Source organism: Phyllobacterium myrsinacearum (assembly GCF_002980555.1).
Taxonomy (GTDB): domain Bacteria; phylum Pseudomonadota; class Alphaproteobacteria; order Rhizobiales; family Rhizobiaceae; genus Phyllobacterium; species Phyllobacterium myrsinacearum.
Map to the genome: position 1 here is coordinate 621,202 of NZ_PVBT01000001.1, position 21,692 is coordinate 642,893.

The 21,692-nt window shown below is 61.0% G+C and carries 23 protein-coding genes; 13 read left to right on the forward strand and 10 right to left on the reverse strand.

Annotation, left to right across the window (positions count from 1 at the left end; translation table 11 throughout):
- The first annotated feature begins 26 nt into the window (after positions 1-26).
- The 5 genes from phnE (C5750_RS02935) (at position 27) to phnN (ending at position 5,143) form a co-directional block, all read left to right on the forward strand.
- Positions 27-986, forward strand: coding sequence for a phosphonate ABC transporter, permease protein PhnE (gene phnE / locus C5750_RS02935; protein ID WP_105732350.1), 960 nt, complete (start codon positions 27-29; stop codon positions 984-986).
- A 9-nt stretch (positions 987-995) separates the two neighbouring features.
- Positions 996-2,330, forward strand: coding sequence for a phosphonate ABC transporter, permease protein PhnE (gene phnE, locus C5750_RS02940; RefSeq protein ID WP_105732351.1), 1,335 nt, complete (start codon positions 996-998; stop codon positions 2,328-2,330).
- 337 nt (positions 2,331-2,667) lie between these two features.
- The gene (locus tag C5750_RS02945) at positions 2,668-3,375 is read left to right on the forward strand and encodes a DUF1045 domain-containing protein (protein WP_105732352.1); all 708 of its coding nucleotides are present in this window, start codon (positions 2,668-2,670) and stop codon (positions 3,373-3,375) included.
- 2 nt (positions 3,376-3,377) lie between these two features.
- Entirely contained in the window at positions 3,378-4,517 is a 1,140-nt protein-coding gene (locus C5750_RS02950; RefSeq protein WP_105732353.1) for an alpha-D-ribose 1-methylphosphonate 5-triphosphate diphosphatase, read from the forward strand.
- Positions 4,514-5,143, forward strand: coding sequence for a phosphonate metabolism protein/1,5-bisphosphokinase (PRPP-forming) PhnN (gene phnN, locus C5750_RS02955; protein WP_105733084.1), 630 nt, complete (start codon positions 4,514-4,516; stop codon positions 5,141-5,143). Before C5750_RS02950 ends, phnN begins: the two co-directional genes overlap by 4 nt.
- 66 nt (positions 5,144-5,209) lie before the next feature.
- On the opposite strand, the gene C5750_RS02960 is transcribed toward phnN, so the two are convergent.
- Positions 5,210-6,277 carry a porin gene (locus tag C5750_RS02960; protein WP_105732354.1) on the reverse strand — a complete coding sequence of 356 codons (1,068 nt, stop codon included), beginning with the start codon at positions 6,275-6,277 and terminating at the stop codon, positions 5,210-5,212.
- Between the two features lie 313 nt (positions 6,278-6,590).
- On the opposite strand from C5750_RS02960, the gene dusA reads away from it, so the two are divergent.
- Positions 6,591-7,601 carry a tRNA dihydrouridine(20/20a) synthase DusA gene (gene dusA, locus C5750_RS02965; protein ID WP_105732355.1) on the forward strand — a complete coding sequence of 337 codons (1,011 nt, stop codon included), beginning with the start codon at positions 6,591-6,593 and terminating at the stop codon, positions 7,599-7,601.
- Between the two features lie 7 nt (positions 7,602-7,608).
- Here the strand turns inward: dusA and C5750_RS02970 are convergent, their stop codons facing one another.
- From C5750_RS02970 to C5750_RS02980, 3 genes are read right to left on the reverse strand one after another with little or no spacing between them, the layout of a single operon-like run.
- Positions 7,609-8,313 carry a retropepsin-like aspartic protease family protein gene (locus C5750_RS02970; protein WP_105732356.1) on the reverse strand — a complete coding sequence of 235 codons (705 nt, stop codon included), beginning with the start codon at positions 8,311-8,313 and terminating at the stop codon, positions 7,609-7,611.
- The gene (locus C5750_RS02975; protein WP_105732357.1) at positions 8,313-8,546 is read right to left on the reverse strand and encodes a DUF1289 domain-containing protein; all 234 of its coding nucleotides are present in this window, start codon (positions 8,544-8,546) and stop codon (positions 8,313-8,315) included. Before C5750_RS02975 ends, C5750_RS02970 begins: the two co-directional genes overlap by 1 nt.
- A gap of 18 nt (positions 8,547-8,564) precedes the next feature.
- Positions 8,565-9,452 carry an adenosylcobinamide-GDP ribazoletransferase gene (locus tag C5750_RS02980; RefSeq protein ID WP_105732358.1) on the reverse strand — a complete coding sequence of 296 codons (888 nt, stop codon included), beginning with the start codon at positions 9,450-9,452 and terminating at the stop codon, positions 8,565-8,567.
- 20 nt (positions 9,453-9,472) lie between these two features.
- Between C5750_RS02980 and cobT the strand changes: the two genes are divergently transcribed.
- Positions 9,473-10,492 carry a nicotinate-nucleotide--dimethylbenzimidazole phosphoribosyltransferase gene (gene cobT, locus C5750_RS02985; protein ID WP_105732359.1) on the forward strand — a complete coding sequence of 340 codons (1,020 nt, stop codon included), beginning with the start codon at positions 9,473-9,475 and terminating at the stop codon, positions 10,490-10,492.
- Between the two features lie 22 nt (positions 10,493-10,514).
- Here cobT and C5750_RS02990 read toward each other — a convergent pair whose 3' ends face one another.
- Positions 10,515-12,983: an autotransporter family protein gene (locus tag C5750_RS02990; protein WP_105732360.1), complete on the reverse strand. Its 2,469-nt coding sequence runs from the start codon at positions 12,981-12,983 to the stop codon at positions 10,515-10,517.
- A gap of 353 nt (positions 12,984-13,336) precedes the next feature.
- On the reverse strand, positions 13,337-13,765 hold the full coding sequence (locus tag C5750_RS02995) for a MarR family winged helix-turn-helix transcriptional regulator (protein ID WP_105732361.1): 429 nt from the start codon (positions 13,763-13,765) through the stop codon (positions 13,337-13,339).
- 95 nt (positions 13,766-13,860) lie between these two features.
- Between C5750_RS02995 and C5750_RS03000 the strand changes: the two genes are divergently transcribed.
- On the forward strand, positions 13,861-14,214 hold the full coding sequence (locus C5750_RS03000; RefSeq protein ID WP_105732362.1) for a hypothetical protein: 354 nt from the start codon (positions 13,861-13,863) through the stop codon (positions 14,212-14,214).
- A gap of 55 nt (positions 14,215-14,269) precedes the next feature.
- Here the strand turns inward: C5750_RS03000 and C5750_RS03005 are convergent, their stop codons facing one another.
- Positions 14,270-14,716 carry a DoxX family protein gene (locus C5750_RS03005; protein WP_105732363.1) on the reverse strand — a complete coding sequence of 149 codons (447 nt, stop codon included), beginning with the start codon at positions 14,714-14,716 and terminating at the stop codon, positions 14,270-14,272.
- 90 nt (positions 14,717-14,806) lie between these two features.
- The gene (locus C5750_RS03010) at positions 14,807-16,330 is read right to left on the reverse strand and encodes a sensor histidine kinase (protein ID WP_105732364.1); all 1,524 of its coding nucleotides are present in this window, start codon (positions 16,328-16,330) and stop codon (positions 14,807-14,809) included.
- Positions 16,331-16,464: 134 nt separating this feature from the next.
- Between C5750_RS03010 and C5750_RS03015 the strand changes: the two genes are divergently transcribed.
- From C5750_RS03015 to C5750_RS03030, 4 genes are all read left to right on the forward strand, one after another.
- Positions 16,465-17,115: a thermonuclease family protein gene (locus tag C5750_RS03015; protein WP_105732365.1), complete on the forward strand. Its 651-nt coding sequence runs from the start codon at positions 16,465-16,467 to the stop codon at positions 17,113-17,115.
- On the forward strand, positions 17,112-17,723 hold the full coding sequence (locus C5750_RS03020) for a glutathione S-transferase family protein (RefSeq protein WP_105732366.1): 612 nt from the start codon (positions 17,112-17,114) through the stop codon (positions 17,721-17,723). Before C5750_RS03015 ends, C5750_RS03020 begins: the two co-directional genes overlap by 4 nt.
- 10 nt (positions 17,724-17,733) lie before the next feature.
- Positions 17,734-18,354 carry a uracil-DNA glycosylase family protein gene (locus C5750_RS03025; RefSeq protein WP_105732367.1) on the forward strand — a complete coding sequence of 207 codons (621 nt, stop codon included), beginning with the start codon at positions 17,734-17,736 and terminating at the stop codon, positions 18,352-18,354.
- 110 nt (positions 18,355-18,464) lie between these two features.
- On the forward strand, positions 18,465-18,944 hold the full coding sequence (locus C5750_RS03030) for an Lrp/AsnC family transcriptional regulator (RefSeq protein WP_105732368.1): 480 nt from the start codon (positions 18,465-18,467) through the stop codon (positions 18,942-18,944).
- A gap of 31 nt (positions 18,945-18,975) precedes the next feature.
- Here the strand turns inward: C5750_RS03030 and C5750_RS03035 are convergent, their stop codons facing one another.
- Positions 18,976-19,605, reverse strand: a complete 630-nt coding sequence (locus C5750_RS03035) for a TetR/AcrR family transcriptional regulator (protein WP_158531235.1) — start codon at positions 19,603-19,605, stop codon at positions 18,976-18,978.
- A 133-nt stretch (positions 19,606-19,738) separates the two neighbouring features.
- Here C5750_RS03035 and gap point away from each other — a divergent pair, with 133 nt between their 5' ends.
- The gene (gene gap, locus C5750_RS03040; protein WP_105732370.1) at positions 19,739-20,746 is read left to right on the forward strand and encodes a type I glyceraldehyde-3-phosphate dehydrogenase; all 1,008 of its coding nucleotides are present in this window, start codon (positions 19,739-19,741) and stop codon (positions 20,744-20,746) included.
- 49 nt (positions 20,747-20,795) lie between these two features.
- Here gap and C5750_RS03045 read toward each other — a convergent pair whose 3' ends face one another.
- The gene (locus tag C5750_RS03045) at positions 20,796-21,665 is read right to left on the reverse strand and encodes an NAD(P)-dependent oxidoreductase (protein ID WP_105732371.1); all 870 of its coding nucleotides are present in this window, start codon (positions 21,663-21,665) and stop codon (positions 20,796-20,798) included.
- Positions 21,666-21,692 lie beyond the last annotated feature (27 nt).

Sequence of the window (21,692 nt, forward strand, 5' to 3'; positions counted from 1 at the left end):
TGCGGGCACCTTGAAGGACGTGTGCAATGAGCAGAACCGCTTCCCCTGAGTTGTCGTCCGACGGCATCCAGATCGAACGGCACTGGCAGGAGCTTGCCGGGCGCCGCCGTGCCTATAGCTGGATCATCGCCATAGGGCTGCTGGTGACGATTGCCGGGTCGCTGTGGTTTGCCAATGAATCCAATGCAGGCAAGTTTTTCGACCGTTTGCCGCATCTCTTCGATTTTGCCGGGGATCTGATCCCGCGCGACGGATGGGAAGTCTGGCGCGCCATGTTCGACCTGCCGTCGCCCTATTTCGACGGAAGCCTGAAGTACGACTACCCGGAAGGGCGGGTCTATCTCTTCGGCAGCTTCTACATGCCCGAATATTTCTACAAGATGCTGGAAACGCTCAATATTGCGATTCTGGCGACACTCGCCGGTTTCATCTTCGGCTTCATGATCTGCTTTCTGGCGGCCAAGAATCTCGTGAAGAACCGCTTCATCCGGTTTGCCGCGCGCCGCTATATGGAAATCCTGCGCGCCTTTCCGGAAATCGTCATTGCCGGCTTCTTCGCCGCCATCCTGTCGCTCGGGCCGATTCCGGCCATGTTCGCCGTCGGCATCCATACGATCGGCGCTCTCGGCAAACTGTTCTTCGAAGTGGTCGAGAATGCCGACATGAAGGCGGATGAGGGGTTGCGCGCCGTCGGCGCCAACTGGTTCGAGCGCGTCGGTTTTGGCATCGTGCCGCAGGTCATGCCGAATTTCATGTCCTATGCGCTGCTGCGGCTTGAGATCAACGTGCGCGCCTCGACCATCATCGGCGCCGTTGGCGGCGGTGGTATCGGCGAGGAGCTGCGCCTGTCCATCGGGCGCGGTCACCAGGCCAAGACGCTGGCGATCATCCTGCTCCTGTTCGTCACCATCATTGCCGTGGATCAGTTTTCCGCATGGCTGCGCCGCCGCCTCGTTGGCGAGCAGGCCTTCACTGCCGGTGGTTAGGATATTATCATGAGCGCTATCACAGCCGACACCATTGCCGATTTCGAAACCCGGTATCCCGCCGTTTTCAATCCGCCGTTCTGGCGCCGTTTCATGCCTGTGCTGATTGCAGCCGGCATCGTGGCCTATGTGTTTTATTGCTGGTGGTTCTTTTCCATCGGCACCGTGCTTGCCGGCGGCCAGTGGCAGCGTGCCGAACTCTATGCCCGCGACTGGGTGTCCTATGCCATCAAGACTACGGTTCGGCCGGGGCCGACGGGCGCAACCGTCAGCTATCCCCGGTTCTCCGAGCTGGGCGACAATCCGAACCCGAGCTGGGTGGTGAAGGACGGCAACAATGTCGCCATCCTCTTCGGTTCGGACAAGAAGCTCGACATCAACGATCAGCGCGTCATCGCCACGCGCGGCGGCGAGACCCTGACGGTGCTGCTGGCGGCAGACGGTGCCAAGCCGCAGGGACCGTTGCCAGGCTGGGCAACCCTCAAGGAAGACCAGGTGACGGTGAGTTTCGGCTTTGCCGGGCAGGCCGATATCATTCCGCAGCGGGTCGTGGTGAGCCGCCGGTTCCTCGGCTGGGCGAATTTCGTCTTCGATACGAGTTCGCCGTTCTGGGGGAAATCCTTCGGCGAGGTGGCCTCGCTGATCGTCAGCGGCGAGCGCATCAAGCCCGAAATGTCGAATGCATCGCTTGCCTTCGACAATATCTGGTTCAACGCCTCGTGGCAGCACGGCGATGTCTGGACAAAACTGCTGCAGACCATTGTCATGGCCTTCATGGGCACGCTGATGGCGTCGCTGCTGTCGTTTCCGCTGGCCTTCATAGCCGCGCGCAACATCACGCCGAATGTCTTCGCCAACCAGATCACCAAGCGCTTCTTTGATTTCCTGCGTTCGGTTGACATGCTGATCTGGGCGCTGTTCTTCACCCGCGCTTTCGGTCCCGGACCGCTCGCCGGTATTTCGGCGATCTTCTTCACCGACACCGGCACGCTCGGCAAGGTCTATTCGGAAACACTTGAAAACATCGACGACAAGCAGCGCGAGGGCGTCAAATCCGTCGGCGCGTCGCCGGCCAATGTGCAGCGCTACGGTGTCCTGCCGCAGGTATTGCCGGTTTTTGCCAGCCAGGCGCTGTATTTCTGGGAATCCAACACCCGCTCGGCCACCATCATCGGTGCCATGGGGGCGGGCGGCATCGGCCTGAAATTGTGGGAAGCGATGCGCACCAACACCAACTGGCACAATGTCGCCTATATGGTCGTTCTCATCCTCGTCGTGATATTCATCTTTGACGGCATATCGAATGCGCTGCGCTCGCGTTTAAGTGGGAAGACGCAACATTAGAGCAAATTTTGTTTATGCGGAGCCAATTCTGTTTCCCGGATGGCGAGACAATCCACGCGGAAGGCAGCGAGGCCGATGTTTATCCATCGGACGACGCTATCTGACAAAGTGGGTGTCCGCCAGCCGGAAACCCGAAGGGCCGGGTGAATTTGGCCCAATTCCATTGGGTTTCGGCTTCGCCCGATGGACAGACATCGGTCTCGCCAAACCCCTCGATCTTGAGCCAAATTCCCTCCGGCAGAATGGCTCCGAATAAATAAAACTTGCTCTAAATCTCGACGTTCAAAGGCTTGTCATATTTGAAGCGTAACGCGAGACTGTTCCAGAGGAATCATCCATGCGCTATGCAATCTATTTCACGCCGCCATCGGCCGACCCGCTATTGAAAGTGGCTGCAAACTGGCTTGGCCGCAACGCCTTTACCGGCCAGCCGGTACGGCCGCCGCAGATCCGCGATCTGGCGCATGAGGATTTTGCCCAGCTCACGGAGTCGGCGCGCCGCTACGGTTTTCACGCCACGCTGAAGGCGCCGTTCCATCTGGCTGAGGGGATCGAAGAGCGCGAGCTTCTTTCGGCGCTCATGCATTTTGCCTCCTCGATCGAGCCGGTGGAAATCCCCAAGTTGACCATCGCCAATCTTGACGGGTTTTTTGCCCTCGTGCCCGAAGAACCGCTGGAGAAGCTGAACCAGCTGGCCAATGACGTGACGGTGGCTTTCGACCGTTTCCGCGCGCCGCCAAGCGAAGCCGAAATCAAGCGCCGCAACCCGGAAAACCTGTCGCCGGCCCAGCGCCGCAATCTGGAACAATGGGGCTATCCCTATGTTTTCGAGGACTTCCGCTTCCACATGACCCTGACTGGTCCGGTTCCCGAGCGTGACCGGCCCAAAATCGAACGTATTCTGAGTGAATTCTTGGAGCCAGTCCTCGAAGAGCCAGTCGAAATCAACAATCTCGCTTTGTTTACGGAAGCCGAGCCGGGCTTCCCCTTTGAAATTCACTCGCTGCATCCGCTGGCCGGAACCAACAGAAGAAAGACTGCCTGATCATGTCCGCCGAATTGATCCTGAACAACGCGCAAATCGTGCTCGAAAATGACGTCATCAAGGGGTCCGTGCTGATCCGTGACGGCAAGATTGCCGATATCTCGACGGGGACCGCAGCGGGCGGTGAAGATTTTGACGGTGACTATCTCATTCCGGGACTTGTCGAGCTGCACACGGACCATCTGGAAGGCCATTATGCGCCGCGTCCGCGCGTGCGCTGGAACCCGATTGCCGCCGTTCTCGCCCATGACGCCCAGATCGCCACGTCGGGCATCACCACGGTGCTCGATGCGCTGCGCATCGGTCTCGACCGCGATGCTGATATGTCCGCCGAAGAAATCCGCAAGCTGGCCGACGCGATCGAAGACAGCGTGCAGCAGGATCGCCTGCGCGCCGATCACTATTTCCACCTGCGCTGCGAAGTGTCGGTGGCCGACTGTCTCGATGGCTTCAAATTCTTCGACAATGACAGCCGGGTGCGGCTGGCCTCGCTGATGGATCATGCGCCGGGCCAGCGCCAGTTCGTCGATCTGGAAACCTATGCCTATTACTACCAGCGCAAGCTGAAGCTGTCCGATCTCGAGTTCAACGTGTTCTGCGAACAGCGCATGGAGGAATCGGCGCGCCATTCCGCACCGCACCGGAAGGCCATTTCCGAATTGTGCCGCGAGCGCGGCATCGTGCTCGCCAGCCATGATGACGCGACGACAGCCCATGTGGACGAGGCTGTAGAGCAGGGCATCCACGTGGCGGAATTCCCGACGACGCTGGAAGCGGCGGCTGCCTCCAAGCAGGCTGGCCTTGCCGTGCTGATGGGCGCGCCGAATGTCGTGCGCGGCGGTTCGCATTCCGGCAATGTCTCGGCGCGCGAGCTGGTCGAACATGGCCACCTCGACATCCTGTCTTCCGACTACATTCCGTTCAGCCTGATCCAGTCGACATTCTTCCTGAGCGACGTGGTCGAGGGGATTACCCTGCCGGATGCGGTGCGGCTGGTGACCAAGAACCCGGCCGAGGCGGTTGGTTTTGACGACCGTGGCGTCATCGAAATCGGCAAGCGCGCCGATCTGGTGCGGGTCCGCGTTGACGAGCACATTCCGGTCGTCCGCACGGTGTGGCGCGAAGGCCGCCGGGTGGTCTGATGGCAGCGGCAACGATCGAGCGCGCACTCAACCCGGCATCGGCGCCGTTGCGCAACGGCGTGTTTGTCGCCGTTGTCGGCCCGAGCGGCGCAGGCAAGGACACGATCATGGATTTTGCCCGCGACGCGCTGCGCGGCCAGCCGGATTTTCATTTCGTGCGCCGCGTGGTGACACGGCCGTCAACGGTCGATGCGGAAGACCATGACAGCCTGGGTGAGGAAGAGTTTCTGGCTGCGCAGCGGGCAGGGGCGTTCTGCCATTGCTGGGAAGCGCATGGTTTGCGCTATGGCTTGCCCGTCTCGGTGGATCAGAAGGTGGAACAGGGCGCAGTGGCCATTGCCAATGTGTCGCGCGGCGTGCTGCCCGCCTTGCGCCAGTCCTATGCCAACTTCATCGTCGTGCACATTACCGCGTCGCCCGAGGTTCTGGCGCAGCGTCTGGCCGCGCGCGGCCGCGAGGATGCCGAGGAAATCAAGCGCCGGCTGATGCGGGCAGCACCCAATCCGTGCGATCCCTCCGATGCCGTCATGATCGACAATTCGGGCGAGGTTGCCGTTGCGGGCAGCGCCTTTGTCGCTGTGCTGAGGAAATCATCGGCATTTGCCGCCGTTTCCGAGCAGATCTGAACAAGACGCCATCGAGAAAAGCAAAAACCGGGGGCAAGCCCCCGGTTTTTCTATTCTTCAGTCGCCTTAGAAATTGCGCTGGAAGCGGATCGTGCCGCCGAAAGCATCATCCTTGCCGCCATTGGCCAGCGAGGTGTCCTTCCGGTCGCCGTCAAACTTGGTGTAATTCACTTCCGGCGTGATCGTGAAGCCGGGGACGAGTTCGTAGGCAACGTTCAAAGCCGCAGCGACGGTGCCTTCCGATTCGTAACCCACGAGGCCATTGACGGTTGCCTTGTCGGAAACCTTGGCGGCCAGTCCGCCCCAGGCAGCCCAGTCACCATGCCATGGCGCAAGGAAGTTGCGGTTGACGCGGGTGGTGTCGTAACCGGACTGATAGCCGCCCATGACGAAAGCGGAGAACGTGTCGGTGAACTTGAGGTCAAAGCGCAGCTTGCCGGCGAATTCTTCCACATTGGAGTCATAACCGCCGATGGCACTGACGCCGCCCCAGCCCTGCTCGAACTTCACACCGCCCATCAGGTGCGGCAGGTAGCTGTCGATGACATAGCCGGAATAGCCGTCATTGGTCGAACCCTGTTCGGCGGCGACGATCAGCGACAAGCCATTGCCCGCAGCATAGGTATAGCTGACCTGATTGGTTGCCCAGCTGTTGTAGTTGATCACATCGTCATTGATGATGTTGCCGGCATAATTGGTCCACGAGCCGAAGATTTCATCGGCAACACCGATGCGGAAGCCGCCAAGCTCGATGAAGGCCTGCGGAATGGTGCCGCCGCTGTTCACGCCATTGGTGTATTCGAAACGGGTCTGGATGTAGGAGCGCAATGTGCCGAGTTCGGTTTCCGAACGGGCATCGAAGCGGATTTCGGTGCGCAGATGCTTGTTCCAGGTGCCGAACTCGCCACCGCTGTAGACGTTGTCGCCTGCGCCAACGTCGTAACGCAGATAACCGCCAATCTTCAGGCAGGTTTCAGTGCCGGGGATGTAGAAGAAGCCCTTGCCATAAGCATCGCAGACGCGAACATACTCAACTGGTTCCGGCTCTGCCACGACAATAGCATCCGCTGCGCGGGCGCCAGTAACGGCAATCAACGCTGCTGCTGAGCCAAGAAGAAAACCTTTGATGTTCATCGAGAACCTCCATCCAAATCGATAAATCTGTTTTAGGCCGTTTTTTACGGCGGTGTAAAACTGAAAAAATGCCGAACCGGCGGTTCGATAGACCTTGTTGCGGTTTTATCACGCTACTAAGATTATGATGCCGGTTGCTGGCGCTGCTGTGCGAAAGCCGTGCTCCGGTGGACAAAACGGCTGCCGGGCATTATGAGAGGCGGCGCAAACCGTGGCGGCGGCGGCGAAAATCCCGCCCCTTTGACGCCACGCCGCGCAATCGTGAATTGCGCTGGCAGACCAGACAACCAATCGAGAGCATGCGGACGTGGCAATGACGGCTGAACAGAACAATGGCTACACGCACAACCGCTTTGCGGTTGCGCCGATGATCGATTGGACTGATCGCCATTGCCGGACGCTGCACCGCCAGTTCACGCGTCATGCCTTGCTCTACACCGAAATGATCGTCGCGGATGCGGCCATCCACGGCAACCGTGACCGCCTGCTGGGCTTTTCCAGCGCTGAGCATCCCGTTGCCCTGCAGCTCGGCGGCTCCGATCCGGCCAAGCTCGCAGAGGCGGCGCGGGTGGGAGAGACCTTCGGTTACCGCGAGATCAACCTGAATGTCGGCTGTCCGTCGGACCGCGTGCAGTCCGGCACCTTCGGTGCCTGCCTGATGAAGACGCCCGGTCTGGTGGCCGACTGCGTCGCGGCGATGAAGCGGTCGGTATCCATTCCCGTGACGGTCAAATGCCGCATCGGTGTCGATGATCAGGATATCGAACCGGCGCTCGACGATCTGGCTGGCGGCGTGTTCGCGGCCGGTGCGGACGCCCTGTGGGTGCATGCACGCAAGGCCTGGCTCAAGGGGCTTTCACCGAAGGAGAACCGGGATATTCCGCCGCTGGATTATGATCGCGTCTACCGGCTCAAGCGGCAAAACCCGAGTCAATTCATCGGGATCAATGGCGGCATTCAGACGCTCGATGAGGCGCTTCATCATTTGAATCATGTGGATGGGGTCATGCTCGGCCGCGCCGCCTACAACAATCCCATGCTGCTCGCCGACGTCGACAGGGCGATTTATGGCGATGCCCGTCCGGCGGCACCGGTCGATGCGATCATCGACCATATGTGCGCCTATGCCGACGCGCATGTGCGCCAGGGCGGACGCGTCTCGCATATTGCGCGCCACATGGTCGGCATGTTTCACGGCGCGGCCGGCGCGCGGCGCTGGCGCCAGATTCTGTCGACGGAAGCCAACAGGCCGGATGCGGACAGCGGCGTCATCCGCCGTGCCTATGCGGCCGTGCAGGCCGGATCGGCTGATCAGGCCGCCTGATTGCGTTCTATTCCGACAGGATCAGGCGATCGCCGCGCACGGAAAAACCGCTGAGGGTGTTGAGGAAATTCATGCCGAGCAGGCTGCCGTCCATGCGGCCCTCCTGCGCGACCATGGCACGGATGTTGCGCCGCACGATGGCGCCGATCCGGATTTCATCCAGCATGACGATGGCTGCGGTGGCAGAACCGTTCGCCGTCATGATCGGCGTCCTGTAGGCCAGCCTGTCCGGATTAAGGCCCGCCCGCCGCGCATCGTCATAGGAGAGCACGATGGACGACGCGCCGGTATCGACCATGAAGCTGACAGACGCGCTGTTGACCGAGCCCTTGACCTCGAAATGGCCGTTTTCCGCCTTGGCCAGCGTCACCGTGACGGCGCCATCGCCGTCCCTTGCGGAAACCGGGCTGCCGGGAACGAGCCCCGCCGTGACGCGGTGGCCGATGTCCTGCAGTTCATAGCGATACTGGTAACCGGCAACCAGGGCCATCAGGATAACCAGCCACATGGCCATATTGCGCAGGAAATGGCTGAGCGGAATACCGGACCCGAGCAGGCCCGCGGCAATCACGATGCCCCAGATGCTCATATAGGCAAGGCGGGCGAACTGGTCATTGGCCAGCCCCAGCGTCGTGCCGCTGCCAGTGTTGGCGATGAGAAGCAGGGTCGTTCCGGCGATGAGGGCGATGATGATCCAGAACAGGCGGGGCATCAGATGCCACCCTCCTTTTCGCGGGCCATGCGGGTGCGCCGGGTTTCGCGGCGCGGGCGGCGTTCGATGCTGTCGAGACGGGCGGGAAGGCCGGCCATGACAGTCCGGCGGTCATCCGGCGTCATCGTAAGCCATGCGCCTATCTCCTCGCGCGTGCGCCCGCAGCCGAAACAATAGCCGGTCTTCATGTCGATGGCGCAGACGAGGATGCAGGGTGACTCGATGGTGCTCATATCCCAGATTTGGTACAGTTAGACCGCAATCACAAGCCCGAGCAAAAGCGAAATCGTTGCCAGTTGCTGCATGGCGCCCAATGTATCGCCGGTCTGCCCGCCGATCTTGTCGCGGCAGAGGGCCGCAAAACCATAAAACACCAATCCGGCCAGGCAGGCGGGAACAATCACGGCAAAAGGTCCTCCGGCTGCGCCATAGCCGATCACGAGAATGACCCCGCCGATGATCAGGCTGAAATTGGCGGCGTCTTCGGTCGGCGTGCCCGCGCTGTCGGCAACGCCGCCGGAGCGGGCGGAGGGGAGCATCTGCCAGAATTTGACCAGGATGGCCCGGCTTGCCGCCTCCGTTACCACCAGAACGGCGACGGAGGCGAGGGGGCTGAGATCGCTGAGAATATCCATATAGAAGGCAACGCGCAGGAGCACGGAGAGGATCAGCGCGAGCGTGCCATAGGAGCCGATGGCCGAATCCTTCATGATCTCCAGCCGCCGCGCGCTGGTTTTCCCGCCATAGAAGCCGTCGGCAACGTCGGCAAGGCCGTCCTCGTGCAGCGCGCCGGTGACAATGATCGAGACGGTGACCAGCAACAGCGCGGTGACGAATTCCGGCAGGTCGAGGGTGTGTCCGACAAGGATGACCACCGCGGTGGGCAGGGCAATCAGCACCCCGGCCAGCGGAAAGCCGCGCACGGTGTCGTGCAGTGACCCCTGATAATCCTCGAACCATTGCGGCGAGACGGGCCAGCGCGACAGAAAGGCCAGCGCCCGCATTGTTTCCTTCACCAGTTCCATGACCTGTTCCCGTTCAGCAAAGCCAGCGGCCGGGGGCGCGACATTCAATGCCGCCCGATGGCCTTTGCGTTTTGTCTGCCAAAGCTTATAGGACGTGCATCGATAATTTGCCATGAAGACTTGGTTCAAGGAATATCATGACCACTGGCCTGCCATTTGACGATTTTCGCACCCTCATCGAAACCCTGCCCGGACCGGACGAGGCGGCTGTCGCTGCCGTGCGCAAGCGCGATTCGACGCTGACCAAGCCGCCGGGCGCGCTGGGCCGCATGGAAGAGATCGTCGAGTGGCTGGCCGCATGGACGGGCCGTTCACGTCCGCAGGTGACGCGGCCGCTGGTGGCGGTTTTTGCCGGCAACCATGGCGTGACCGCCAAGGGCGTTTCGCCCTATCCGTCGTCGGTGACGGCGCAGATGGTGGAAAATTTCGCGGCGGGCGGTGCCGCAATCAACCAGATCTGCATTGCCAATGATCTCGGCCTGAAAATTTTTGATCTGGCGCTGGAGTATCCCACCGCCGACATCACCGAAGAAGCGGCCATGGACGAAAAGACCTGTGCCGCCACCATGGCCTTCGGCATGGAATCCATCGCGGGTGGTACGGACCTTCTGTGCATCGGCGAGATGGGCATCGGCAATACCACCATTGCAGCGGCGATTTTCCATGCGCTCTATGGCGGAACGGCGGAGGAATGGGTCGGACCCGGCACGGGCGCGACCACGGACGGCATGAAGCGCAAGGCCGAAGCGGTGCGCACGGCGGTGGCGCTGCATGGCGCGCACCTGAAGGACCCGCTGGAAGTGCTGCGCCGTCTGGGCGGGCGCGAGATCGCGGCGATGGCCGGTGCCATCCTGGCGACGCGTGCGGAACGAATCCCCGTCATCATCGATGGCTATGTCGCCACCTCGGCCGCTGCGATCCTGCATGCGGCCAACCCGGAAGCGATCGATCACTGCCTGTTCGGGCATGTCTCGGCGGAACCCGGCCATCGCAAGGTTCTGGAAAAGCTGGGCAAGAAGCCGCTGCTCGACCTTGGCATGCGGCTGGGCGAGGGGACGGGCGCGGCGCTGGCGGCGGGGATCGTCAAGGCGGCGGCGCTCTGCCACAGCGGCATGGCGACATTCGACCAGGCGGGTGTCAGCAACCGGGATTGACAGCTGATATTCGGCTCCCGCCTCAGAACCTTATCGTCAAATCAGCCTTGACGGCATTGTCGCTGGCGCGGGCGGAAAACGCGCCGGTATAGGTGAGGCCGATGGTGGTGGCCTTGCCGACATCGAAGGCAAGCCCGGCTTCGATGAGCGCGGTATCCTGCGCCATCGGCTGGCCGCTGACGGCAAAGCTTTCGCCGCCGCTGGCAAAGGCAAACTGCGCCTGCGGTGCCACATCGCCATAGGCATGGCGCCAGCCCGCCATGCCGCGCGCGGTGACGGTGGTGGCATTGCCAAGCGTGAAGGCGCGTGAGGCGCGCAGCCCCAGCGTCGTCGTGGTCAGATCCGTCGTTGCCGCTGGCGCCGACAGGGCAGCGATACCGCCGGTTTCGCTAAAACCATCGGTCTTCAGATGGGTATAGGCCGCCGCGGCAAAGGGTTCGAAGGCGGCATAGGGCGTATCGATGCGGTAGGCGGCTTCACCGAACAGCTGCACCGTGTTGGCGGAATAACCGGCACTTTCCGTCTCATCAAGCGTACCGAAGGCAACCTTGCGGTGCGTGTCGATGGCGTGATGCGCCAGGATGGTGCCAAGGCTCAAGCTCAGCGCATTGATGCTGGTGCCGCCATAGACACCGAGCTGATAGCTGTCGGCGGAGGTGGACGAGGCGGCGCCATGCAGCGATGTCGACCCGTAACCGGCGAGCACGCCAAGCCGCCATGTCCCGGCGATCAGAGAATCCACACCGGTAACGAAGCCGCCGGTGTTCCGGTCATAGGCTGCGGCATTGCCATCGCTGGCGCCATGGCTCCATCCACCATAGCCTTGCCCCCACAGCGCCGTGGTTGAAACGGCGCGTATCCGGCCGGACGCTGCTGCGCTGACCAGCCCGGCATCCTGCAACAGTGCGCCGCGCAGGCTGGCATGGGCTTCACCCGACAGGGCGTCATAGTTGAGCACGTCGCCCTTCTTCGACAACAGCACGGTGTCAAGCAGGCGGTTGCCGAGGCCAAGCTGCAGGACAGCATGGCCGGTGCTTTTCTGGTTCGGCGTGACCGCATCGACAAGAACGATGTTTTTGATCTGCTCCTCGCGCGGTTGTGTCTTTGCCTCGGCGGGGGCGATTTCGGCCTCCTGCAGATCGACTTTCAAGCCGTCAGCTTCCACCGGTTCGGGTGTTAATGCGACTGCCGGTTTTTCTGCCGTTTCGGGACGGGCGGGGGCTGTCAGCTTAAATGTCACGCTGACGGTCTTGTCGGTATAGGCAAGCGACGGCGTGATGTAATTATAATGCGGAAAGACAGCGTCGAACCGCCCGGTCACACCTTTTTCGGCCGTCAGGATGATAAAGTGTTTGTCGAAGAGGTTCTCGCTCTGCTCCTGGCTCAGCAATGTCCCGGCGCCTTCCATGCGAACCTCGACCACCCCGCCCAGCAGAGTTGCACTGCCGGTTACGGCCAGCTGGTCCGAGTGGCTCAGGTCTGGCGACAGCTCGACATTGAAAGTGCTGCGCTGGTCAAAATGGACATTGCCGTCCGCATGCAATGTCCCGGCCGAATTGCCCGGCGAAACCGTGCCGCCCGCAAGCACCCGCAGATTGCGGATATGACCGGTGCCGCTGAGCGTGCTGTTCCCGCCGAGTGTGATGTCGCCCGCGGTGCCGTTGACAACCGCATGGCTCGCATTGGTATCTGAGGCGCCGCCGGTCAGCGTGACATCGCCCGCCCCGCCGCTGGTCTCGACATTCAACCTGCCACCCGGATTGACCGTGATGGAGCCCGCCATTCCCTTGGCCTTGATCTTCAATACGCCCTTATCATCGACACTGCTCTTTCCGATCCGGCCGGTGATATACGCGCCGCCCGCGCCGTGCACGGTGATGTCATCGACGACGCCCCCGGCCAGAACCCGCAACAAGCCGCCCGAACCGATCGTAACCGTGTTGATTTTACCCTTGCTTTCAAGCAGGCCGCCTTGGTGCACGATGACGTTGTCGGCTATGCCTCCGGTCAGGACGGCGAGCTTGCCGCCCATATAGATCGTGCTCGTGCCGATTTTGCCCCAGACAGACACATCGCCGCTATTCACCGTAACGTCGCCGGCTTGTCCTCCGGCCTCGACGTCCAGCTTGCCGCCAATGTTGATGGTGACGCTTTCTGCCGCTCCCTTGGCTCTGATCACTGCATAACCATCCCCATTGTTGATTTCGCCGGCAGCTCCGGTGTAACCGCCGTTCAGGATGACGTCGCTGACTTTGCCTTCAGCTTCAATCTCCAGCTGGCCGCCGGCATTGACCGTGACGGTCTCTGCTGTTTCAATGGCATTGATCCGCAGCACATCGTTCATGCCGACAATTCTGCTGTCAGCCCGCGCGATCGCCCCTGACCCGGCCAGCAGCAAGGCGGCGCATCCACTGTGCAGGAGATGGTTGCGAAATCTAAAGCGGCGCGTCAAACGTGCGAATACGGTCGCAACTGCGGCGTGAAAAGACATGAAATATAACTTCCAGTAAACATTGTTCCCAATACAGGCGTCAGTCGAAACGAAAAATACAATCGGAAAACAGTCGTAATATGCAATCTAGAGTTACAAATTCACAATAGTACGCGAAGTTCAAGCGCAACCTGGAAAAACCTGCGCCGTTTTTGCTGTCCGTGGCGGAAAATCCATAGAATTACATGCTTAGGGTTGTGCTTGGTATTCGCATTCTATTCCCGATAGTAGAAATTACGGATCACGGCGGGCAGATGAACTGGGCGCGATCAAGAATGCACAATCAGCAAACAAAGGGCAATGAAGATTGACCCTTGGGTTTGCCATGGTGCGGCGTCCTCAAGCGGTCCATGTCAGGATGCCTGCTTTGCCGCCAGCCGCTCCAGCAAATTCCGCAACATGTCCAGTTCCGCTTCCGTAAAGCCCGAGCGCAGCCGCGCATCATAGGCCATGGCGACACCCCGCAGGCGATGAAACATGGCGCGCCCGGTATCGGTCAGCTCGATCCGGTGGATACGCCGGTTGTCCGGCGCGCGCTGGCGCAGCAAAAGACCTGCATTCTCCATGCCATTCAAATGATGCGTCAGCGTCGGTCCCTGAATGCCGACCTCATCGGCCAATTCCGATTGCATCCGGTGCCCGCCACGCATCAGCGCCAGCAGGACGAGCCAGACCGGTATCGACCCGCCCTCGGCAGCCAGAGCGTCGTCGAAGGCACGGGAGGCGGTTTTGGCGGCGCGCGCCAGCAGCAATCCGATGGGTGTGTGCGCGGGTTCCATCATATTCCTTTGACATCGAATGATTAGATATCTATATATTATCCGGACGCGTCCATCAAGGTACCCAAGCGCGTCAATCACCAACAGGGAGGTTCATCATGCCAGTCTTTCTGATGATTTTGCTCGCCATTCACGTCTTGTCATCAATCTTTTGGGCGGGGTCGACATTTACGCTTGCGCGCACCGGCGGTGCGGGGAGCCAGCAGTTCTTCCGGCCGCAAATGGGCGCGGCAACCGTGGCCTTTCTGAGCGGCGCCACGCTGCTGGCGCTTTACCACGGCAGCTGGCTGTCAGGCTCGGAGACGGTTCTCGGGATCGGCATATTCACCGCCATTGCCGCCGCGGGTGTGCAGGGTGCATTGCGCAGAAGGCCGGAAATATCCCACCGCATCGCAGCCGGTCTGCTGGCGGTCACCGCCGTCTGCATGGTGATCGCGCGGTTTGCCGCCTGAGTGAACGGGACGATGCCACCGGCACGCGAGGCGCGTGCCGGTGGTATAATGGCGGCTAGAATTCCTTGCCGATTTTTGCGTCGACTGAATGATTGCTGGCGCCGCGGATGACGAAGAAGAACAGGATTGCCGTCCACAGGATGGACTTTTCCGACCCTGCCCAGCCCTGTCCCTGCACGATCCAGTGGAAATAGACCGTCACGGCCAGCACGATTGTGGTGGCGAAGGCTGCCGGGCGTGTCAGCAAACCGAGCACCAGCAGGATGCCGCCGAAAAACTCCGTCGCCGCCAGCAAGGGCGACCAGAACACGCCGGGATAAAAGCCCAGCCCCTCGACCATGTCGATGGCGCCGAACGGGCTGGTGATCTTGCCTGAACCGTGCACGACAAGTGCGCCGCCTGTGATGACGCGCAGAAGGGTTTCCGAGACTTGTGCGAGACCGGTGTAGATTCCGCCAAGAGCCGGAATGATCAGAGGACGGTTGTTTCCATTTGCGTTCATAAAGCTTCCCCATGTGAACCTGTTGCAATGGGCCAGCAATGGCGGGGTGCCGTATAACGCGCAAATGACAATAAATTGAACCTGAGTGTTTTAGGCGACTTTTTTGGCGGCGGCGGATTTCGGTGCGGAATCCATGTTTTGCAGGACCCGCGCGCGCGGGAAAACCGCAAGCGCTTCCGTGCCTTCGCGCAATTTGGAGAAGAGGTGGAACTCGCCGTCATGCATGTGCACAAGCGCCTGCACGATGGGCAGACCGAGGCCCGTGCCCTGTTCGGCGTTCTTGATGGCAATGGAGCCCTGTCCGAAGGCGGACAGGACCACCGGGATTTCCTCCGGCGGGATGCCAGGGCCGTTGTCGCGCACCGAGACATACTGCCCGCCACCCGCCGTCCAGCCGACCTTGATGTCGATGCGGCCGTTCTGCGGGGTGAATTTCACCGCATTGGCCAGAAGGTTGAGGATGATCTGCCGCAGCGAACGCTCATCGGCTTGCATCGGCCACATGCCGGTTTCGAATTGCGGCAGCAGCCGTATGCCCTTGTTGCGGGCTTTCAGATCCATCATGTGGATGCATTCTTCGGCGATGTCGGTCAGGAGCAGCGGCTCCTCATTGATGGAGTAGCGGCCGGCTTCGATCCGGCTCAGATCGAGGATCTCGTTGATGAGATTGAGCAGATGGACGCCGGAGGCATGGATATCCCCGGCATATTCGCGATAGGTGCTGTTCTGGATGGGCCCGAGCACTTCCTTGGCCATGACTTCGGAAAAGCCGAGGATGGCGTTGAGCGGCGTGCGCAACTCGTGGCTCATGGAGGCGAGAAAGCGGGATTTGGCCAGATTGGCTTCCTCGGCGCGGCGGCGGCCTTCGTCGGACATGGCGTTGGCCGTTTCAAGTTCGGCAATCAGGGCGTCCTTCTCCGCCTGCAGGGCAAGAGAGACGGATACCGAGCGGTTAAGCCGTGTCGCCACAAGATAGAAGAAGGCCAGCCCCGCAAACAGCATGACAACCATCGTCGCCTGTATCGGGCTCTGCAGATGGCTCGTGGCGAGGATCGTATAGGTGATGACCGGCACGGTGAATGCCGCGAGAATGGCGGCGCGCAGGGCCGAGCAGATGATGGCGGTGATGGCCATGGCCAGGATCAGGACGACCGCCTGAATGACCGGAAACAGGCTGATACCGCAGGTGGAACAGCTCAGAAATGAAAAATAGGCCCAGCCCATGCTGGTGAGGAAGTGGCCGCCGAGATAGATGATCTGCCAGTTCTTGACCTGTTCATTGGTGATGCCGATTTTCTCAAGCCGGCGGGCGAGAAGGCCCAGGATCACATAGAGGCCAATCGTGATGCCGGCCCAGACCACCACGTCCCGGCCAAAGCCGGCGAGGACGCCGGCCACGGCAATCAGCGTGATGAACAGCGGCAGCATCGCCGCATTGACGATCAGCGCGCGGGTATGCATGAACAGCAGTTCGCGTTCGAAATGCCTGATGCCCGCATGTTCCATCAAACGGTCGCGGGCACGGCGAACCACAACGGACAAATCCTTGTTGCGCGGCAGTTTTCGCCGGTCAACAATGTTTTTGTCTGCACTGATTGCGTCGAGTAATGCCATGCGCCCCGTTCCAGATCGCCGTTTTGTCTGCACTCCGGCAGCATTGCATCGCAAGCCTATTCATAAATGATTAAAAGACCTTCAAATCTGCCAAATCGGCGAGGAGAATCAACCGGCATGGATGTGAGGCTGCGATGAACGGGCGTTTTGGCCGCTACCGCCAGCGCTGGAGGCGTCCCGCGCAGCCGCCGCGTTCGCTGGCGAGGAAACTGGCCGACTATCTGCTGATGCTGGTGTTCTTCGCTCTGGTGGCGCTGTTGGCGGCGCGGTTGTCGGTGCCGCGCGAGGTGCGGGAGATAACCGGCAGGGCCTATGTCATCGATGGCGACACGGTGGTCGTGACGGGGCAGCATGTCCGCCTCAAGGGGATCGATGCGCCGGAACTTGCCCAGCGTTGCGGCGAAGGGCAGGGCGGCTATGCCTGCGGGCAGGAGGCGCGGCAGGCGCTGGTCAGGCTGATCGATGGCCGGTTCATCCGCTGTGAGACAAGCGGGAAGGACAAGTACAGGCGCGATCTCGCTACCTGTTTTGCAGGCGATGCCGATCTCAACCGCGCCATGGTCGAGACCGGACAGGCCGTTGCCTATGGCGACTACCGCGACGCGGAAATGCAGGCGCGGACGGAACGAAAGGGTCTGTGGAAAAGTTCTTTCGACAGGCCGCAGGATTGGCGGAAACTGCACCAGCAGGACATCGAAACACCGCCGGAAGCGCGGAACCGGCTGGCCGATATCGTCAATGGCGTCTATGACTGGGTGCGTCAGAAATTGGGAGAGATCTGGTGAAACTATATGATGGAGGACGGGCGCCGAACCCGCGGCGCGTGCGCATATTTTTGGCGGAGAAGGGTGTCGAGGTGCCGCTCGTGCCCGTCGACATGGGCGCGCTGGGGCACCGCTCGGCCGAAGTGACCGCGCTCAATCCCATGCAGCGTCTGCCCGTGCTTGAACTCAATGACGGCACTGTCATCACCGAGTCCGTGGCGATCTCCCGCTATTTCGAGGAAATCTATCCCGAACCTGCCCTGTTCGGCCGGGGTGCGGTTGGCAAGGCGCTGGTGGAAATGTGGCAGCGGCGGGTGGAATTGCACCTGTTTGCCAGCGTTGCCGCGGCCTTCCGCCATATCCACCCGGCGATGATCGAATGGGAGGTGCCGCAAATTCCCGCATGGGGCGAAGCAAACAAGCCAAAGGCCCTGGCATTCCTGGATATTCTGGACAGGCAGCTTGCAACCAGCGCTTTCATCGCGGGCGATGACTATTCCATCGCCGATATTACCGGGCTTGTGGCCATCGACTTCTTCAAGCCTGCCCGGATTGAGATGCCGGGCCATGTCACCCATGTGAAACGCTGGTACGACGCCGTTGCAAGCCGGCCGAGTGCCAAGGCATGAGGCACTGAACATGCCAGCGGCGGCGCTTGACGTCCTTGCAGCGCAGATCAAGGCGTGCCGCCTGTGCCGGGATGCGCCACATTATCTGCCGCCTTTGCCGCATGAGCCCAATCCGGTCTGCGTGCTGTCGCAGACCGCGCGCATCGTCATCTGCGGGCAGGCGCCCGGTATCCGGGTTCACAACAGCGGACTGCCGTTCAACGATCCCTCGGGCGACCGGCTGCGCGACTGGCTCGGGGTTGATCGCGCCGCATTTTACGATCCGGACAAATTTGCCATCGTGCCGATGGGGTTCTGTTTCCCCGGCTATGATGCGCATGGCGGCGATCTGCCGCCGCGCAGGGAGTGCCGCCACGTCTGGCACGACCGGGTTTTCGCCGCCATGCGCCAAGTCGAGCTTATCCTGACAATCGGCCAGTATGCACAGGCCTACCACCTGGGAAAGCGCCGACGCGCCAGCATGACCGATACGGTTTTTCACTGGCAGGACTATTTCGATGCGGCGTCCGGGCCGGCCATTCTGCCCCTGCCGCACCCGTCCTGGCGCAACAGCGGCTGGCTGCGGCGGAATCCCTGGTTCGAGCAGAACGTTCTCCCTGTGCTCCGGCAGAAGGTCAGGATTCTAATTTGACAGGTTTACGGATGAAATTTTTTTCAGATTTATAAAGTTTAGAATAATTTTCTTGTACGGTGGGGGAATTACGGACCATAAAGTATCCCATTCCAAAGGGACAAGAGATCATGGACAGACTCGACCGAAAAATTCTTCGCCTCCTCCAGGAGGATGCAACGCTTGCGGTGGCTGATGTCGCCAAGAAGGTAGGGTTGTCGACGACGCCGTGCTGGCGCCGTATCCAGAAACTGGAAGAGGATGGCGTGATCCAGCGCCGCGTTGCCATCCTTGATCCGGTCCGCGTCAATACGCGTGTCACGGTGTTCGTGTCGATCCGCACCGGGGCGCACAACAATGAATGGCTGAAGCGTTTTTCGGAAGTGGTGCAGGAGTTTCCCGAAGTGGTCGAGTTCTACCGCATGAGCGGCGACGTCGATTATCTCCTGCGGGTCGTCGTGCCTGACATTGCCGCCTATGATGCCGTGTACAAGCGCCTGATCGCCAAGATCGACATTCGCGACGTGTCCTCGGCCTTTGCCATGGAGCAGATCAAGTACACGACGGAACTGCCGCTCGATTATATGAGCATCGAAAAGGAATCGGCCTGACCGCCCCAGGCGCATAGGCCCGTCATGGCGCCTACGGCGCCGTGGTCGCGCCTGCGGCCTTGAGGATCAGCGCGATGCTGTTGCGGGCGATGCGCTCAAGGTCGGCCCGGATCATCCCGGCGCGGGCGCGCTGTGCAAGGCTGTGCTGCAGGGCGGCAAGCATGTCGGCGATGGCATCGATGTCGGTCGCGTCAGGCAATTGGGCGTCATCGCGCGCCGCCGCGATCCGGTCGCGGAAACGCGCGTCGGTGCGTGCGAGAGCAGCAAACAGTTCGGCGCCGATCAATGGGTCGGCCGTGGCCTCGCCGGTGATGACGCTGAGCACGGGGCAGCCGAGCGGGCGGTCGTCACCTTCCGAATAGATGGCAACAATCATCAAAAAATAGTCATTGAGCGCCTTTGCCAGCGAGCGCTCGCCAAAGAGGGCGCGGTTCCAGCGCTCGGCACTGTCATCGACATAATGTGCGACGGCCCGCAGATAGATGGCGCGCTTGTTGCCGAAGGCGGCATACAGGCTTGGCCGCGCCATTTTCGTCGCCTCCGACAGGTGGTCGAGCGATGTGGCGGTGTAGCCGCGATGCCGGAATTCGAGCAGTGCGGCGCCGAGCGCAGCCTTGGCATCGTATTGGCGCGGACGGCCGCGGGCGGACTTCTCTTTCATTTCTGTACCGTATCGCAATAAATTCGTTGCAAATATTTTTATGCGAAGTAGTCTAAAATTCAGCGGCACGGAAAGCAATCCCTCTTCAAAGATGAGGCGCGCCATTTCTCCGCCTGGACAAAAGGGACAATCGATGACTGACAAAATCCGTATCGGCATCAACGGGTTCGGCCGCATTGGCCGGACGGTTTTGCGGGCCGCGATGGCGCGCGACGACGTTGAGATCGTGGCGATCAACGACCTGCTGCCAACCGATCATCTTGCTTATCTCCTCAAATATGACAGCGTGCATGGCGGTTTCCGGGGCAGCATAAGTGCCGCAGACGGCACGCTTGATATCAATGGCCGCACGGTCAGGGCGTTCAGCGAACGGGAGCCAGGCGCGATCGGCTGGGGCGAGGCGGGTGTCGATCTGGTCATCGAAGCGACCGGCCGGTTCCTGACAGGAAAAGCCGCGGAAGGACACCTTTCCGCAGGTGCGGGCAAGGTCCTGCTTTCGGCGCCGCCGGAGGACGACACACCGGTCTTCGTCATGGGCGTCAACGCGGCCGGCTATGCCGGTCAGAGCATTGTCTCGAACGCCTCGTGCACGACCAATTGCGTGGCACCACTCGCCAAGGCGGTAAACGACGCTTTCGGGCTCGAAGAAGCGCTGATGCTGACGGTTCACGCCACAACGTCAAGCCAGAACACGGTCGACGGCGTGGCGCGCAAGGACTGGCGTTTCGGGCGCGGCATCCTCGAGAACATCATCCCGGCGACAACAGGTGCGGCGCGCATGGTCGGCAGGGTGGTGCCCGAATTGAATGGGCGGATCAACGGCATGGCGGTGCGTGTGCCGGTGTCTGACGTATCGATGATCGATCTCACATGCCGTCTCAGGGAAAACGTGTCCTACAAGGACATCTGCGCGATGATCCGCACGCAGGCGGCGAATGCGATGGCCGGAATTCTCGCCTATTGCGACGAACCCGTCGTCTCCACCGACATGCGCGGCAATCCGCATTCGTCGATCTTCGACGCGCTTGCCGGCATGCAGATCGAGGGCGGGTTGACCAAGCTCGTCGCCTGGTACGACAACGAATGGGGCTATGCCTGCCGTTGCCTTGATCTGGCGGCGCATATTTCGCGCGCCCGGTAGGCGCTGCCTGGGAATCGGCCCGATCTCTCAGGCCGATGTCCCGGTCCGGCTATTTCTCCAGCCGTGCGAGCAGGGACGATGTATCCCAGCGGTTCCCGCCCATGGTCTGCACCTGCTTGTAGAACTGGTCGACCAATGCGGTGACGGGCAGCTGCGCGCCGTTGCGGTCGGCCTCGTCGAGGCAGATGCCCAGATCCTTGCGCATCCAGTCGACGGCAAAGCCGAAATCGTATTTTCCGGCGTTCATGGTCTTGTGGCGGTTTTCCATCTGCCATGAGCCTGCGGCGCCCTTGGAAATGACCTCGATGACCTTCTCGATATCAAGGCCAGCCTTCTTGCCGAAATGAATGCCTTCGGCCAGCCCCTGCACCAGACCGGCAATGCAGATCTGGTTGATCATCTTGGTGAGCTGGCCCGCCCCGGCTGGACCCATGAGGCCGACCATTCTGGCAAAGGATTCGATGACCGGCTTTGCCCGGTCGAAGGCGTCCGATTCGCCGCCGACCATGACGGTGAGGACACCATTTTCGGCGCCGGCCTGGCCGCCGGAGACCGGCGCGTCGAGAAAATGGAAGCCGCGCTTGCGCGCTTCCGCATCGAGTTCACGCGCCACTTCCGCCGATGCGGTCGTGTGATCGACAAAGATCGCGCCCTTCTTCATCGTATGGAACGCGCCGTTCTCGCCTGTGGTGACAGCCCGCAGATCGTCATCGTTTCCGACGCAGCAGAAGACAAAATCCTTGTCGGCAGCGGCTTCTCCGGGGGTCGGTGCATGGTTGCCGTGAAACGCATCAGCCCACTTCTTCGCCTTTTCGCCATTGCGGTTGAAGACGGTGACGTCATGGCCCCCACGAGTCTTCAGGTGACCCGCCATCGGGTAACCCATGACGCCAAGACCGATAAATGTGACTGTTGCCATTCCGTAATTTCCTCTGTCAGATAGGCT